The 15089-nt window shown below is 40.0% G+C and carries 14 protein-coding genes; 3 read left to right on the forward strand and 11 right to left on the reverse strand.

What is annotated here, in order from left to right; translation table 11 throughout:
• Nucleotides 1-6: 6 nt before the first annotated feature.
• The 3 genes from tsf to ACYSN2_RS03645 all read left to right on the forward strand — a co-directional run bounded on the left by tsf (nucleotide 7) and on the right by ACYSN2_RS03645 (nucleotide 2520).
• Nucleotides 7-870, forward strand: a complete 864-nt coding sequence (gene tsf / locus ACYSN2_RS03635) for a translation elongation factor Ts (protein ID WP_461748897.1) — start codon at nucleotides 7-9, stop codon at nucleotides 868-870.
• Between the two features lie 331 nt (nucleotides 871-1201).
• Entirely contained in the window at nucleotides 1202-1567 is a 366-nt protein-coding gene (locus ACYSN2_RS03640; RefSeq protein ID WP_461748898.1) for a hypothetical protein, read from the forward strand.
• Nucleotides 1568-1689: 122 nt separating this feature from the next.
• Nucleotides 1690-2520, forward strand: a complete 831-nt coding sequence (locus ACYSN2_RS03645; RefSeq protein ID WP_461748899.1) for a hypothetical protein — start codon at nucleotides 1690-1692, stop codon at nucleotides 2518-2520.
• Between the two features lie 107 nt (nucleotides 2521-2627).
• Here the strand turns inward: ACYSN2_RS03645 and mog are convergent, their stop codons facing one another.
• The 11 genes from mog to ACYSN2_RS03700 form a co-directional block, all read right to left on the reverse strand.
• Nucleotides 2628-3197: a molybdopterin adenylyltransferase gene (gene mog / locus ACYSN2_RS03650; RefSeq protein WP_461748900.1), complete on the reverse strand. Its 570-nt coding sequence runs from the start codon at nucleotides 3195-3197 to the stop codon at nucleotides 2628-2630.
• A gap of 171 nt (nucleotides 3198-3368) precedes the next feature.
• Nucleotides 3369-4829, reverse strand: a complete 1461-nt coding sequence (locus ACYSN2_RS03655) for an NADH-quinone oxidoreductase subunit N (RefSeq protein WP_461748901.1) — start codon at nucleotides 4827-4829, stop codon at nucleotides 3369-3371.
• Nucleotides 4830-4843: 14 nt separating this feature from the next.
• On the reverse strand, nucleotides 4844-6358 hold the full coding sequence (locus ACYSN2_RS03660; RefSeq protein WP_461748902.1) for a complex I subunit 4 family protein: 1515 nt from the start codon (nucleotides 6356-6358) through the stop codon (nucleotides 4844-4846).
• A 9-nt stretch (nucleotides 6359-6367) separates the two neighbouring features.
• Entirely contained in the window at nucleotides 6368-8374 is a 2007-nt protein-coding gene (gene nuoL, locus ACYSN2_RS03665) for an NADH-quinone oxidoreductase subunit L (protein ID WP_461748903.1), read from the reverse strand.
• A 4-nt stretch (nucleotides 8375-8378) separates the two neighbouring features.
• Nucleotides 8379-8687 carry an NADH-quinone oxidoreductase subunit NuoK gene (gene nuoK / locus ACYSN2_RS03670; RefSeq protein WP_461748904.1) on the reverse strand — a complete coding sequence of 103 codons (309 nt, stop codon included), beginning with the start codon at nucleotides 8685-8687 and terminating at the stop codon, nucleotides 8379-8381.
• A 1-nt stretch (nucleotide 8688) separates the two neighbouring features.
• Entirely contained in the window at nucleotides 8689-9366 is a 678-nt protein-coding gene (locus ACYSN2_RS03675; RefSeq protein ID WP_461748905.1) for an NADH-quinone oxidoreductase subunit J, read from the reverse strand.
• Between the two features lie 9 nt (nucleotides 9367-9375).
• Nucleotides 9376-9867: an NADH-quinone oxidoreductase subunit NuoI gene (nuoI, locus tag ACYSN2_RS03680; protein WP_461748906.1), complete on the reverse strand. Its 492-nt coding sequence runs from the start codon at nucleotides 9865-9867 to the stop codon at nucleotides 9376-9378.
• A 19-nt stretch (nucleotides 9868-9886) separates the two neighbouring features.
• Entirely contained in the window at nucleotides 9887-10939 is a 1053-nt protein-coding gene (nuoH, locus tag ACYSN2_RS03685) for an NADH-quinone oxidoreductase subunit NuoH (protein WP_461748907.1), read from the reverse strand.
• On the reverse strand, nucleotides 10940-13273 hold the full coding sequence (gene nuoG / locus ACYSN2_RS03690; RefSeq protein ID WP_461748908.1) for an NADH-quinone oxidoreductase subunit NuoG: 2334 nt from the start codon (nucleotides 13271-13273) through the stop codon (nucleotides 10940-10942). It lies immediately after the preceding gene.
• Nucleotides 13273-14559 carry an NADH-quinone oxidoreductase subunit NuoF gene (nuoF, locus tag ACYSN2_RS03695; RefSeq protein WP_461748909.1) on the reverse strand — a complete coding sequence of 429 codons (1287 nt, stop codon included), beginning with the start codon at nucleotides 14557-14559 and terminating at the stop codon, nucleotides 13273-13275. Before nuoF ends, nuoG begins: the two co-directional genes overlap by 1 nt.
• Nucleotides 14559-15080: an NADH-quinone oxidoreductase subunit NuoE family protein gene (locus ACYSN2_RS03700; RefSeq protein ID WP_461748910.1), complete on the reverse strand. Its 522-nt coding sequence runs from the start codon at nucleotides 15078-15080 to the stop codon at nucleotides 14559-14561. The genes nuoF and ACYSN2_RS03700 overlap by 1 nt, the downstream gene beginning before the upstream one ends.
• Nucleotides 15081-15089 lie beyond the last annotated feature (9 nt).

The following is a 15089-nucleotide window of genomic DNA, read 5'->3' on the forward strand; positions in this document are numbered from 1 at the left end:
TTTATAATGGCAATTACAGCAGCTATGGTAAAAGAACTCCGTGAACGCACTGGTTCAGGGATGATGGAATGTAAAAAAGCACTTACAGAAACAAATGGTGATATCGAAGCAGCAATCGAACTTATGCGTAAGAACGGTCAAGCTAAAGCTGATAAAAAAGCAGATCGCGCAGCCGCTGAAGGTGTGTTATTAATTCGTAACGATGACAAATTTGGTGTAATCGTTGAAATCAACTGTGAAACTGACTTCGTAACTAAAAATGCTGACTTCATCGCATTTTCAAACAAAGTTGCAGACCTCGCTTTTGAAAACCGCGTAAACACAATCGATGATCTTGCAAACATCTCAATTGATGGGGCATCTCTTGATTCAGTACGTAAAGATCTTATCGTTAAAATCGGTGAGAACATCTCTGTTCGTCGTGTAGCAAGCATCGCAGCTCAAGGTACAATCGGCGCATATGCACACGGTATCCGTATCGCAGCACTTGTTGACGTTGAAGGCGGAAACGCAGAACTTCCACGTGATATCGCAATGCACATTGCGGCATCTAACCCTGTTTGCGTAGATGCATCTGGCGTTCCTGCAGATCTTTTACAAAAAGAGCGTGATATCTTTACTGCACAAGCAGAAGAGTCAGGCCGTCCTGCAGATATCCAAGAGAAAATGATCGAAGGTCGTATTCGTAAATATCTCGAAGAAGTAACGCTTGTTGGTCAATCTTTCGTTAAAGATCCAGACGTAACTATCGAAAAACTTCTTAAATCTGAATCAGCTAAAGTAAACAGCTTCGTGCGTTTAGAGCTTGGTGAAGGTGTTGAGATCGTTGAGTCTGACTTCGCAGCAGAAGTAATGGAACAATTAAAATAATTTAATCTCTTTAACAGATTGAGTTAAATTGAATCTATTCAATTTCATATCAAAGAGCAGTGATTTTAATCACTGCTCTTTTTTTATGGATACCTAGAAAGACTCTCATCACTTTCAGCACTTTCATGATGATCATTACCACCACTTCCTTACTTTAGAAACCTACAATCAGTTACCACCGTAAAATGTATTTCCTGAAGAACTGACAAGCAAGCAACAATAAAATAAAAAAATAATCAAATAGTGATAAAATTAAGCAGTTATTATAAATAATGATTAGAAGGTTGTATTGAATCCTTTGACATCACAAAAATAAAGGTCTCTGTTTGTTATGAAAAAAATAGTTCTCAGTTTGCTTCCCCTACTTCTTATAGGCTGTGCAAACAATATTGCACCATCCTCTGAAACGGAATCATTCACGGAAGAGATTTCGACAACTAACTCCCCTGCATTAAGTGAATTCAAAAAAACACGAGATGAGCTCATCGGCACAAATATTCAGCTACTCATTCAAACAAAAGGGACACCTACTAATATCAACAAAGGTAGACTCGGTAATTTTTACACTTGGAAAGAATATCAATCTGCACATAATTTCTTTTATCAAGATTTTACTGAAACAATCTGCGTAGACACATTTAAAGTGGATCAAAATGATATTATTATGAATTGGGTTAGTAAAGATTGTTACTACTAAATAAGCCGATCAAAAACTGACTACTATCATATAAAATATAGTTTTTTTACTAAGATTGACACTCCTATGAAATAGAACTGATAGGATTTTCCTCAGATACTATTTTTCAATGGAGTTTTTCTATGCACAAAAATGTAAATACTCTCTCCCCCGAAATCTACCTAGAACTCGATAGTGTATTACAATCTAAACCTCGATTACAAAATCCCCCTAAAAACTATTCCTCAATTTCATACTTAAAAAGTATAATAGGTGCAGTAGTTTTTCTTATTCTCACAATCTATCTCGGGATCAATATTCCGAAGGATTATACAATCAGACAAGATATGGTCGCTGTAGATACGGATTATATTCATGGTCATTGCTCACAATACTTACGTGTATTCCTCAATTGTGATGTCGATTTTAAGATAGAAAATAAAACGTACAATCAGCACTTAACTTTTCTAGATTTTAGTAAGAAAATTTATGAAGTCAATGTATATGCCAGTAGATCAAATCCTGATCTTATGGCACTAGATCTTGCCATTGATAAGCTTTATAACCGTATCTTCACAACACTACTATTTTTCTTTCTATCAATGTTCTTATTTCTGAGATGTTTTCAATACTATAAAGATACAACTGTTAATGATAAGAGAATCTCACAAATCATGTCTGAACTGAATATGGCTCCGAAAGGTACACCAATCTTATTGCAAGCAATACCAGCATCGCAGATTTCTGATAAAAAAGGATTAAGCTATACAGCGAATATTAAAGGAGCTAAGAAGTTTGTCCATTTTAATCATATTCATCCTTTAACCGTAGAGATACAGAATGAAATAGCCATTTTGGTACTCGTTAATTCGGCATCAAAAAATTTTATCGTGCTAGATCAAGACCTCATGTTTTTTGATCTGAATGAACATGAAAAAAATGCATTCTGTGATCGTCTAAAAGATATTCAATAACCAAAAACCTTCGAATATATTCACCCTAGATATTGAATAACCTATGAAGCAATAAACGAGAAAGTTTTCCTTTCTCGTTTATTTTTTACATCCTTTTTGTATCTGTTTTATTTCTTCTTAGGTCTAAATGCCGTTGTGACCGCTTCATTGACTTCAATATAATTTGCGCCAATAAGATCTAAACAATAAGGGATTGCCGAGAATATTCCATTTACCACAATATTATTGTCTGCATCTTTTACGCCGGCAAGGGTTTCTTCAATGGCTCTTGGGCGACCGGGAAGATTCACGATTAAGGTTTCATTACGAATCACACCAACCTGACGAGAAAGAATCGCTGTTGGCACAAAATGCAAACTAACCTGACGCATCTGCTCGCCAAATCCCGGCATCTCTTTATCCGCAATTGCTAATGTGGCATCGGGTGTGACATCACGTTTAGTCGGACCTGTTCCGCCCGTTGTCAGCACTAAATCACACTTTTTTGTATCCACTAAATCAATGAGTGTTGCTTCAATGAGAGATTGCTCATCGGCAATCAAAGACTCATGGAATACTATCGGATTTTGAATCGCTTGTTCAAGCCAATTTTTTAGATGTGGAATTCCTTCATCTTGATAAATGCCGGTACTTGCTCTATCTGATACGGATACAACGCCAATCGTAATTGTCTGCATTTTCTTCTCCCATTCATACATCAAAAATAAATTTTATAGATTGAATCATCTTATTCTACTCACAATAAAAAAGAGCGCCTGAATTAATTCAAACGCTCTTGTCTCTCTTCTTAATTATGAATCATTCAATCACGATTCATATTGAGAATGATTGAGTGATACTAATCAACATTAAAGAAATGCTAATAAAAGTGATGGTGCTACACCTAAAACAATGAGAAGCAATGCATTCACGTTGAAGAATACTCTGCTGCTTCCTGTTGCTTCAATCGTTAACTCTTTACCTGAAGTTGCTTCATCAAAGAACATTACTTTGATCACACGAAGGTAGTAGTAAAGACCGATCACTGACATTAACAATGCAACGATTACAGTGTAGAGATAGCCCGCTTCAAATGCTGTTTTCAATACGATGAATTTCGCATAGAAACCCACAAAGAATGGAATACCACCCATTGAAAGCATTACAACTGCCATTAAGATTCCGTACCATGCATGTGTTTTTGCAAAGCCTTTAAGATCATCAATTCCTTGAATATCACGACCATTAATCTTCACAGAAAGTAAGAATCCAAAAGCTGCTGTTGTTGTCATTGCATACGTAATTGCGTAGAAAAGACCTGCGCTTAAATCCATTGCACTTGTTTCTGTGATGAGAAGACCAAGAAGAATAAATCCAGCGTGTGATACTGCAGAGTAACCGAGCATACGGCGGATATTATCTTGTTTCAATGCCACTAAGTTACCGATGACAAATGATACGATTGCAACCGCAATAATAAAGGGTTGCCATTGATCTCTAAGCTCAATTAAACCACCTAAAAGAATGATCACACCCATCATGAATGCAGCCACTTTTGGCGCTGCACCAATGAACATTGCAACAGGTGCCGGAGCGCCTTCGTACACGTCTGGAACCCAACCGTGGAAAGGTGCACCACCTAATTTAAATACCGTTCCAACAATTAAGAATACTGCTGAGAACAGAATTAAACGAGATTGGCTATCTGTCATACCTTCTGCAATCACTGTTTTAATATCGGCAATTTGTAATGATCCTGTACCACCGTAAAGAAGCGCCATACCGAAAAGAAGGATTCCTGAAGACATCGCTCCCATTACAAAGTATTTCATCGCCGCTTCAGAACCTTTGTTACTACGTCTGTTAAGCGCCACTAAACCGTACATAGGAAGAGACATTAACTCAAGACCTACATAAACCGTTAAGATGCTTCCCGCAGCAACAAGTACCATCATTCCAAGCGTACTAAGGAGAATCAGAACATAATATTCTGCATTATCAATATCGCTATCTTTCAGACGACCATAACTATAGATCAAACCAAATGCCACAATAAGAAGCATCAAGACTTTGATTAAAGTAATAAGTGGGCTGTAAAGAATCTCGCCAAACCAGAAAATATTACTCGCAATGAAACCGCCAGTCACATCGTAGTTATATTGGAACAAGCCGAGAGCGGCTGTTCCAAAGAGTCCAATTAAACTCAAGATATAAAGCGTTGACTGCTTTGCACTCTTATTTAAACTCTCATATAACAAGATAATAACGATCATGCTCATTAAAAAGATCTCAGGAAGAGCTACAAGCAGATCGGTCAAATTTAATTCCATAATGTTAACTTCCCTTAGAATTGTCCTGTTAAGTGAGTGATAAGCCCATCAATCGTTGATTGCATTAAGTTTGCAATCGGATCTGGCCATACTCCTAAAAGAATGATCAAAATCGCTAATGAACCTAATAAGAACCACTCACGCCCATTAATATCTTTCATCTGTCTAACATGATCATGAACGATATCGCCTAAGATCACGCGCTTCGTTAACCAAAGGTTGTACGCCGCACTTAAGATCAATGATAACGCTACTAAGATCGCGATATAAACAGAGTAATGGAAGCTCGCGAGAACCGTCCAGAATTCACCGATGAAGCCTGATGTTCCTGGTAAACCTGAGTTTGCCATCGCAAAGAAGATGAAGAACGCACCGAAGATCGGCATGCTATTAATCACACCGCCGTAATCCGCGATTTCTCTTGAATGGATTCGATCATAAAGCACCCCAATACAGAGGAACATTCCTGATGAAATCAAACCATGAGAGATCATCTGCATCATTCCACCTTGAAGTGCCATTTGCATCGCTTCAGGATCTAATGATCCGCCGCCTAAAAGTGCAACTGGCAAGATGAACGCAAGCGTTACGAAACCCATGTGAGAAATAGAAGAGTATGCAATCATTTTCTTCATATCACGTTGAACAAGTGCGACTAACGCAATATATAAAATTGCGATCACACTTAAACCAACGATCAACCAAGCGTAAGCAGATGCACCTAATGGCGCAATTGGAAGAATAAAACGAACAAATCCATATCCACCAATTTTAAGTGTGATTGCCGCAAGAATCACTGAACCACCTGTAGGTGCTTCAACGTGCGCTGATGGTAACCATGTATGTACAGGGAACATCGGCACTTTTACCGCAAATCCAGCGAGGAATGCGAAGAAAAGCCATTTTTGCGTACTTTCTGCAAGTTCAAGATTTTGGAAACCCAAGATATTGAAATCGCCACTTTGGAAATAGAGATAGATCAGTGCAACTAATAAGAAGATTGAACCTAAGAATGTATAGAGGAAGAACTTCAGTGCCGCAGTAATACGACCCGGTCCACCCCAGATACCGATAATTAAGAACATTGGAATCAACATTGCTTCAAAGAATACGTAGAAAAGAATTCCATCTACTGAAGCAAAGATACCATTCATTAATCCTTCAAGAATTAAGAATGCCGCGAAATATTGATTCGGACGATCCTTAATAATTTCCCAACCGGCAATCACAACTAAGATTGTGACGAAAGTTGTCAGGATGATAAATGGCATTGAGAAACCATCAATCCCAAGATGGTAACTAATTCCAAGCTCACTACTCCATGCAATCTGTTCTACAAATTGCATACTACTCACATCAGGATTGAACAGGAATAGTAGCGGTAACGAAATAATAAAAGCAAGAATAGCAAAGGCTAAAGACATCCAACGTACACGGGTTGGCTCGTTGCCAACCGTGAGTACGATGAGTCCTCCGATAATCGGGAGCCAAATGACTAAACTTAACCAAGAGATCTGCATTGTTTCCATTGTTTATTCCTAGTTAAAAAATACGACCCATGTCATAAGCGCTAAAAGACCAACTACCATAATAAATGCCGCATGATAGATGTACCCTGTTTGAATTCTGCGAACAAATCCACCTGCCGCCGAAGCAACATGCGCCGCACCAAATACAATTCCGCGATCAATAATAGCATCATCAATTTTTGTCCAGAAGAAGCGACCAAGGGCAACTGCTCCATTTGCAATAAATTTCTGATTAATTTCATCGAAGTAGTATTTGTTTTCAAATACGTTATAGAGTCCAGTTTTTTCAAGGATTTCACGGCCTTTTCTAGCCACGCTTGGACGATATAAGAAGCTAAACCAAGCAACCGCAATTCCCGCTAACGTGAGATAGAATGCCGGTGCTGTAATCGCTTCCTTAGTCATTGCCCAAGAACCCTCAAAACCATTTTTCATAATTTCAGTCGCTGGATTCACCAAGTTATTGATGTAAACAGATTCCGCTAAGAATGTGTTTTCGATCATAATTGGTGCCATATACCAACCTAAAATCACTGATGGAATTGCTAATAAAATTAATGGTAATGTCACAACCCATGGAGATTCTTTTGGTTCAGCAGGAAGAATACTTTCGTCTTCTCCATGATGATCATGTCCTAAAGATTCATCAACCGTATAACGTGGTTTACCATGGAACACTAAGAAGTACATTCTAAAAGTATAAAGCGCAGTCATAAATACACCCGCTTCAAGTGCTAATAATGCATAACCTGATCCGAATGTTGTACTGTGTGCCAATGCCCAGATGATTCCCTCTTTCGAGTAGTAACCTGAGAAGAATGGAATCCCAACGAGCGCAAGTACCCCAATTAACGTCGTAATCCATGTGATTGGCATTTTCTTACGAAGTCCACCCATGAAACGCATATCTTGTACATGACTCATTCCGATGATGACAGAACCTGCCCCTAAGAAGAGTAATGCTTTAAAGAATGCGTGAGTTGTTAAGTGGAATGCCGCTAATGAATAGGTTGAAGCTCCTAATGCTACGGTCATATATCCTAATTGCGAGATCGTTGAGTAAGCAATCACTCGTTTGATATCGTTTTGGAAAAGACCCAAGATTCCCATGAAGAGTGCTGTTGTCGCTCCAAGAATCAGAACCATTGACAGAGCCGCCGGTGATAATTCATAGATTGGTGACATACGCGCAACCATGAAGATCCCTGCTGTAACCATCGTTGCCGCATGAATAAGTGCAGAAATTGGCGTTGGTCCTTCCATCGAATCAGGTAACCATACATGGAGTGGAACTTGCGCAGATTTACCCATTGCTCCAATGAAGAGGAACACTGCCGCAAACGTCATAATATTCCAATCCGTTCCTAAGAAATGGATTGTTTTTGGCGCTGCATCTAATCCTGCAAATACTTCTGTATACGTCAACGAACTTGTCATGTAAGCCACACAAGCAATCCCGATTAAGAAACCAAAGTCTCCCACACGGTTTACTAAGAATGCTTTCATGTTTGCATACGTTGCCGTTGGTTTTTTGAACCAGAAACCAATCAAGAGATATGACACTAAACCTACAGCTTCCCAACCGAAGAAGAGTTGCATGAAGTTATTAGACATCACAAGCATCAACATTGAGAATGTGAAGAGTGAAATATAACTGAAGAAACGGTTATATCCAGGATCGCCTTTCATGTAACCGATAGAGTACACGTGAACCATCGTTGATACTGATGTAATCACAACCATCATCATCGCCGTAAGGTTATCTACCATGAAACCTACGCCAACACTTAATGATCCTGTGCTCATCCATGTATAGAGATTTTCATTGAAAATATCCGCTCTTCCCGACATATGAGAGAAGAGAACATACACAGATAACGCTGCCGCAATTGCTACGAAAGCAATTGTGACAGTATGTGCTACTTTCTCATTGATTACGCGACAGAATAGACCTGAAATCGCCGAACCAATCAGTGGTAATAACACAATTAAGAGATATATATACTTAAATTCCATTACATTAGCCTCTTAATTCCGTAATTTCATCAACACTAATGCTACCGCGGTTTCTGAATACTAATACTAAAATAGCAAGACCAATTGCTGCTTCCGCCGCTGCAACAGCAAGCGTAAAGAAGACAAAGATCTGCCCGTGTAAATCGCCGGAGAACTGAGAGAATGCGACAAATAATGTGCTACTTGCGAGTAACATTAACTCGATACACATTAAGAGTACAATCAAGTTCTTGCGATTAATGAAAATTCCCGCAGTACTGATTCCAAATAGAATCGTCGAGAGAATAATATAATCATCAATGACTAAATTCATTTTACTTCCCCTCCTCTTCTGTTGTCACAGTTTCGCTAACTTCCTGAACAGGTGCCGGCGCTAAAACTGCAGAATCCATCTTCACCATACGTACGCGTTTTGTAGGATCAGCTTTAATCTGCCAGCCCACAGGAACATCTTTACGACGAAGAGGTCCGATACGACGAGTTAATGCAATTGCAGCAATCATTGCTACTAAAAGAATCAACGCCGTTACTTCAAATGCATAAATGTATTCAGTGTAGAGAAGTACGCCAAGCTCTTGCGCATTGGTGAGTTCACTTCCTGCACGAATCATCTCAACGCCGCCTTCAAGTGAGAATTTGTTTGCAATGAAACTATCTCCACCTAACACAACGATTAAGATTTCTGCAACAAATACGATTCCCACTAATACGCCTATTGGAAGGAATTTTACAAAACCTTCTTTCAACATATCATGCGGAATATCGAGCATCATCACAGCAAACAGGAAGAACACCATTACCGCACCACAGTAGATAATAATCAGTGATAGCGCGAGGAACTCTGCTTGAAGTAACAACCAACAGCAACTCACCATGACAAAGATCAGAACTAAATGTAGCACTGATGTCATTGTGTTTTTTGCACTCACAACACGGATCGCTGAATAGACCGTGATAAGTGCAAAGATGTAAAATAAGATCTTAAATAACATCTGCTCCTCCTAATATAGTTTCGAGTCAAGTGCGCGGTCTGCAGCGATTTGTACTTCGTACTTATCGCCGAGTGCTAACAAGCCTTCTTTAGTGATGATATTCTCGCCTTTCTCTTCCATATGATATTCAAATACACGTGTTAACACGATGGAATCAACGGGGCATGCTTGTTCACATAAGCCACAGAAGATGCATTTAAAGAGATCAATATCATAACGAGTGGTTCGACGAGTGCCATCGCCACGCTCTTCTGTATCAATTGTAATCGCATTTGCAGGACATACTGCCTCACAAAGCTTACAACCGATACAACGCTCTTCCCCATTTGGATAACGGCGAAGTGCATGAAGTCCACGGAAACGATTAGACTGCGGTGTTTTTTCAAACGGATACTCAACAGTGAATTTTGGTTTAAAGAGATAACGAAAGGTAATCCCTAAACCTTTACGTAATTCTTTTAACGTAAATGTTTCATAGAGTGATTTTAAATATCTAAACATTGATAGTCCTACCTATTCCTTAAAACCATGGTTTTAAACCGATGCCGTACATCACAAGAACTACTGCGATCCATACTAAAGCTATCGGGATAAAGAATTTCCAACCTAAACGCATGATTTGGTCATAACGATAACCAGGGAACGTTGCACGTACCCAAATCATTGCAAAGAGGAAAAATGCCATTTTGAGAATCATCCAGAATGTACTGTCATGTGCTAAGAACGAAAGCACAGGAATATTCTGAACCGCTTCAACACCTGATAACGGCGATAACCATCCTCCAAAGAAGAGAAGGCTCATCAATGCCGATACCAAGATCATGTTGGTATATTCAGCAAGGTAGAATGTTACGAAACCTGTTCCTGAATACTCTGTAAAGTATCCCGCAACGATTTCAGATTCTCCCTCTGTTACCTCAAATGGCGCACGGTTTAATTCCGCTAAGCCGGCAATAAAATAGATCACAGCCATCGGTAATAATGGAATAAAGTACCAGTTCACAAGTCCTAATGATCCTGATTGCCCTTTTACGATATCTGTAAAGTTAAGGCTACCTGAAATCATCACAACTGTGATCAATGCAAAACCAATTGCAAGTTCATAAGAAACTACTTGCGCTGCACTACGGATTGCGCCAAACATGGAGAACTTAGAGTTTGAACCCCAACCTGCCATCAATGATGCATATACGCTGAGCGATGTTAGCGCAAGAATGTATAAGATTGCAGAATCCATAGAAGAACTAATCCAACTTTCATTGAATGGAATTACTGCCCATGTTGCAAAAGCAGTCGTTACAGCAATGAAAGGTGCGATTAAAAACATTGTTTTATTCGCAGCTGAAGGAATAATCCACTCTTTGAAAAGCATTTTCAATAAGTCAGCAAAAGGCTGTAAGATTCCCTTAGGTCCAACACGGTTCGGCCCTAAACGAATATGCATATATCCAAGAACTTTACGCTCTGCAAATGTTAAGTACGCTACAGATAAAACGATTGGCAAGAAGATTGCCAATGTTTTAATTAGAGCCCAAACAAGCGGATAATGAATAATTGCCATTACGGTATCCATCTAATTTGCTCCCTTAATTGGTTGATAAAATTGCGTGTCACCGGCATATTCTGTCGGAATTCTTACGCAGCCTTGAGCAACTTTCGTCGACACACGTGAAAGGAAATTATTTTCACGATTTAAAATCGGCATTACGCTTGCTTCGTCACCGGCATTGTTAAATGCGATACGAGCACGTTTTGCTAATGGTGTTTTCTGAAGTGCTTGACCACGTCTTACATAAGCATCTGTTGAGTAGATTGAAGTTGTCGGAACTGCAAGTAATCCTTCTTTCGCAAGAGGTACATAATCAAATGATGCGCCGCTTACTTCATTAGAATTATTTTGTAATTTCGCTTCATTTGCCGCAAACCACTTCGCAAACACATCTTCAGAACTTACATAATCAAAGCCTGATAACTCAAACTGATTACCAAGAACTCGAAGAATTTTCCAAATTGGACGTGCTTCGCCGTGTGGCATGCTTGCTGCTTGAAGAGATTGAACCTTACCTTCTAAATTCACAAAGCTACCTGAACTCTCTGCCCATGCTGCACCTGGAAGGACAACATTTGCTAAAGATTTCACAGTTTCACTTGCAAACGGTGTGATCGCAATCACAGCTTCTGCTGAAGTGAGTGCTTTCAATGCTTTTTCACGTTCTACAAAATCAAACTCAGGATCAATTGCACCCACTAATACATATGCTTTAAGTGGAGAATCAATCATCGTTGCCGTGTTTTTACCAGCAGTTGTTAAGCCTGATAATGCCGCAGCTGAACTATTTGAACCTTGTGTGAAGCATCCTAATTTCGCACCCGTCATACGAGCAATTTCAGAAGCTAATACACGAATCGTTGCAAATTGCGGATGGCTGATAGCATCATGTCCTAAAACAATCCACTCTCTTTCACCATTCACGAGTTGCTCTGCGACTTTTGAAACCGCATCGCCGTGAATCGCCGTATTATTCATTAAGCTTGTTAATTCAGGACGAATCGAAGTGCCTTTTGCTGCAGATACTTTCGCCACAATTGCCGCTAATTCATTGACCCAATCAAATGGATGCGCAATGATCGTTTCGTTCATTGCATGAAGCTGATCTGCATCATACGACGCAAGCATCGATACTTTCGCACCATTTTTTACAGCATCACGAACACGAATTGCTAATACCGGCACTTCCATACGAGGATCTGCACCAATTAAGAAGATTGAATCTAAGTGATTCACTTCCGGAATTGAAACACCTAATGCGCGGAATGCAGATTCAGATTTGTCACCGCTGAAATCACGTTGGTTAAAACGATAATCCACATTGGTGAGTTTCAAACCTGCTTGCAACTCTTTCACAAGCTGAACCTCTTCTACAGAAGCCATCGGCGATATAAAAACACCCACTTCATCAGCGCCATATTTTTGAATAGCACCTTCAATGATGAGTTTTGTTGCTTTTAAGGCATCTTCCCATGACGCTTGCTCGAGTTCGCCATTACCGTTATCCACTAATGGGAAAGCGGCTCTGTCATCACTGAACAATGCTTCATAGCTGAAACGATCTCTATCTGAAATCCATGGTTCATTAATCTCATCATTACGGCGAGCTGCAACACGTGATACTTTTCCGCGAAGCGTATGAATATCTGTATTTGCACCAACACCATCATGCATGCTGATAGAATCATGATTAATATATTCCCAAGGGCGCGCACCATATTTAGATGGTTTCGCTGTTAAAGCACCTACTGGACAGATATCAATAATATTTCCTGATACTTCTGAAACAAGCGCATGTTGAATGTAAGTCGTGATCTCTAAACGATCTCCACGATCTACTCCACCAAGCTCACGCATTCCAGCGATCTCATCTCCAAAACGAACGCAACGTGTACATTGAATACAACGATTCATGAACGTTTCAACGAGTGGACCGATATCAATTTTTTCTACGTGACGTTTCTCTTCTGTATAGATCGACTTATTTTGACCGTATTCAGCTGAGAAATCTTGAAGCTCACACTCACCACCTTGGTCACAAATTGGGCAATCCAATGGGTGATTAATGAGTAAAAACTCCATAATCGCTTTTTGCGCCGCGCGAGTTTTATCATTACGCGTATGAACAATCATGCCATCCATAATCGGCGTAGCACACGCCGGCGCCGGTTTTGGCATACGTTCAACATCTACCAAACACATACGGCAACTTGCAGCAATCGATAATTTATCGTGGTAACAGAAACGTGGAATCGCAATTCCTTCTCTATCTGCCACTTCAATTAACATTGTGCCCGCAGGTGCTTGAAATTCTTTACCATCAATATTGATCGTAAATTGTTTAATTTCATTACTCATTATTGGGCTCCCACAATCATACTTCTGCCGTGTTCAATGTAGTATTTGAACTCTTCAGGGAAATGTTTAATAAAGCTGAGAACAGGTGCTGCCGCTGCATCACCTAATGCACAAATCGTTCTACCGCCGATGTTATTCGCAACATGGAGTAATCTTTCAAGATCTTCAGGACGACCACGACCTTCAACGATTCCTTCCACTAAACGATAGATCCAGCCTGTTCCTTCACGGCATGGTGTACATTGACCACATGATTCACTGAAGTAGAAGCTAGAAAGCGTTTTCAAAGATTTCACCATATCTGTGGTTTCATCCATGACGATTACTGCGCCTGAACCCATCATAGATCCTGCTTTTTTCGCAATAGAATCATAATCCATGTTGGTTTCCATCATGATATGACCTGGAACTACAGGAACTGATGATCCACCTGGAATCACTGCTTTAATCTTACGACCTTGCCAAATTCCACCTGCTAACTCTAAAAGATCCTTAAATGGCGTTCCCATTGGGATTTCATAGTTACCTGGTTTTGCCACGTGACCTGAGATTGAGAAAATCTTCTGCCCGCCTGCGCCTGGTATTCCATGCTCTTTAAACCATTCAGGACCATTACGGATAATGCGCCCAACGGAAGATAAAGATTCACAGTTATTGATCGTTGTCGGTTTACCGTAAAGACCTACTGCTGCCGGGAATGGTGGTTTAAAACGTGGTTGCCCTTTCTTTCCTTCTAAGGATTCTAAAAGCGCCGTTTCTTCCCCACAAATATACGCTCCCGCTCCTAATGCGCCGTAAAGCTCAATAGAAATGCCGGTTCCTTGAATATTTTGACCGAGTAATCCTGCATCTTTTGCTTCTTGAATCGCAGCTTCAAAGCGCTTGAAAGGCTCTTCACTGAATTCACCACGCATGTAGTTATAACCCACTTTCGCACCGATCGCATAAGCAGCAATTAACATTCCTTCCACTAATGCATGTGGGTTATAACGCAAGATATCCCTATCCTTACAAGTGCCTGGCTCAGATTCATCCGAGTTACAAACGAGATAGCTACTGCCATCATCATTTTTCGGCATGAAGCCCCATTTTAAACCTGTAGGGAATCCCGCACCACCACGACCACGAAGCTCAGAGGCTTTGACCATATTGATGACTTCATCTTTCGAGAGTTCACCCTTTAATATCTTTTTCCACCCATCGTAGCCACCTAAGCTCAAATAGGTCTCTAAAGACCAAGGCTTATCGTGCCCGAGAGTGAAGTAACAAACTTCATTTTGTACCATTAGTTTGCCTCTTTCTTATCTGCTCTTGATTCGATACGATCGAGAATCTCATCAATCTTCTCAATGGTTAAGTTCTCATGATAAACATGATTAATTAAAGCTGCAGGTGCGGCTGTACAAGCTGCTAAACATTCGTCTTCTTTCTTTAATGAAAAAAGACCGTCAGCTGTTGATTCTCCGGCCTTGATTCCTAAACGGTTTTCTACATGCGTTAAAATCTCTTCAGCTCCACGAAGCATACAAGAGATATTGGTGCAAATAAGCACTGCATTTTTACCGCAAGGTTTTGTTTCATAGTTTGAATAAAACGATGCAACTTCATACACGGCAATGGGTGCTAAATCTAAATATTCTGCAATCGCATCCATTAACTCAACCGTTAAATAACCGTCATTTTCATGCTGAACTTCACGAAGCGCTGCAAGAAGTGCCGATTGCTTCCGATCTTCCGGGAAGCGTGTAAGCCAGCGATCAATTTCTGCTCTTGCGCTGCTACTTAATATACTTTCTTTATTCTTCATCTTAGCTAC

The organism is Ignatzschineria sp. LJL83 (genome assembly GCF_054871845.1).

What these genes read in the sequence shown, in the direction of transcription:
- nuoH (WP_461748907.1), bottom strand. Translation starts at nt 10,939, where the DNA reads ATGGATACCGTAATGGCAATTATTCATTATCCGCTTGTTTGGGCTCTA.
- ACYSN2_RS03645 (WP_461748899.1), top strand. Translation starts at nt 1,690, where the DNA reads ATGCACAAAAATGTAAATACTCTCTCCCCCGAAATCTACCTAGAACTC.
- nuoI (WP_461748906.1), bottom strand. Translation starts at nt 9,867, where the DNA reads ATGTTTAGATATTTAAAATCACTCTATGAAACATTTACGTTAAAAGAA.
- nuoG (WP_461748908.1), bottom strand. Translation starts at nt 13,273, where the DNA reads ATGAGTAATGAAATTAAACAATTTACGATCAATATTGATGGTAAAGAA.
- nuoL (WP_461748903.1), bottom strand. Translation starts at nt 8,374, where the DNA reads ATGGAATTTAAGTATATATATCTCTTAATTGTGTTATTACCACTGATT.
- ACYSN2_RS03640 (WP_461748898.1), top strand. Translation starts at nt 1,202, where the DNA reads ATGAAAAAAATAGTTCTCAGTTTGCTTCCCCTACTTCTTATAGGCTGT.
- ACYSN2_RS03700 (WP_461748910.1), bottom strand. Translation starts at nt 15,080, where the DNA reads ATGAAGAATAAAGAAAGTATATTAAGTAGCAGCGCAAGAGCAGAAATT.
- nuoK (WP_461748904.1), bottom strand. Translation starts at nt 8,687, where the DNA reads ATGAATTTAGTCATTGATGATTATATTATTCTCTCGACGATTCTATTT.
- nuoF (WP_461748909.1), bottom strand. Translation starts at nt 14,559, where the DNA reads ATGGTACAAAATGAAGTTTGTTACTTCACTCTCGGGCACGATAAGCCT.
- ACYSN2_RS03675 (WP_461748905.1), bottom strand. Translation starts at nt 9,366, where the DNA reads ATGTTATTTAAGATCTTATTTTACATCTTTGCACTTATCACGGTCTAT.
- tsf (WP_461748897.1), top strand. Translation starts at nt 7, where the DNA reads ATGGCAATTACAGCAGCTATGGTAAAAGAACTCCGTGAACGCACTGGT.
- ACYSN2_RS03655 (WP_461748901.1), bottom strand. Translation starts at nt 4,829, where the DNA reads ATGGAATTAAATTTGACCGATCTGCTTGTAGCTCTTCCTGAGATCTTT.
- ACYSN2_RS03660 (WP_461748902.1), bottom strand. Translation starts at nt 6,358, where the DNA reads ATGGAAACAATGCAGATCTCTTGGTTAAGTTTAGTCATTTGGCTCCCG.
- mog (WP_461748900.1), bottom strand. Translation starts at nt 3,197, where the DNA reads ATGCAGACAATTACGATTGGCGTTGTATCCGTATCAGATAGAGCAAGT.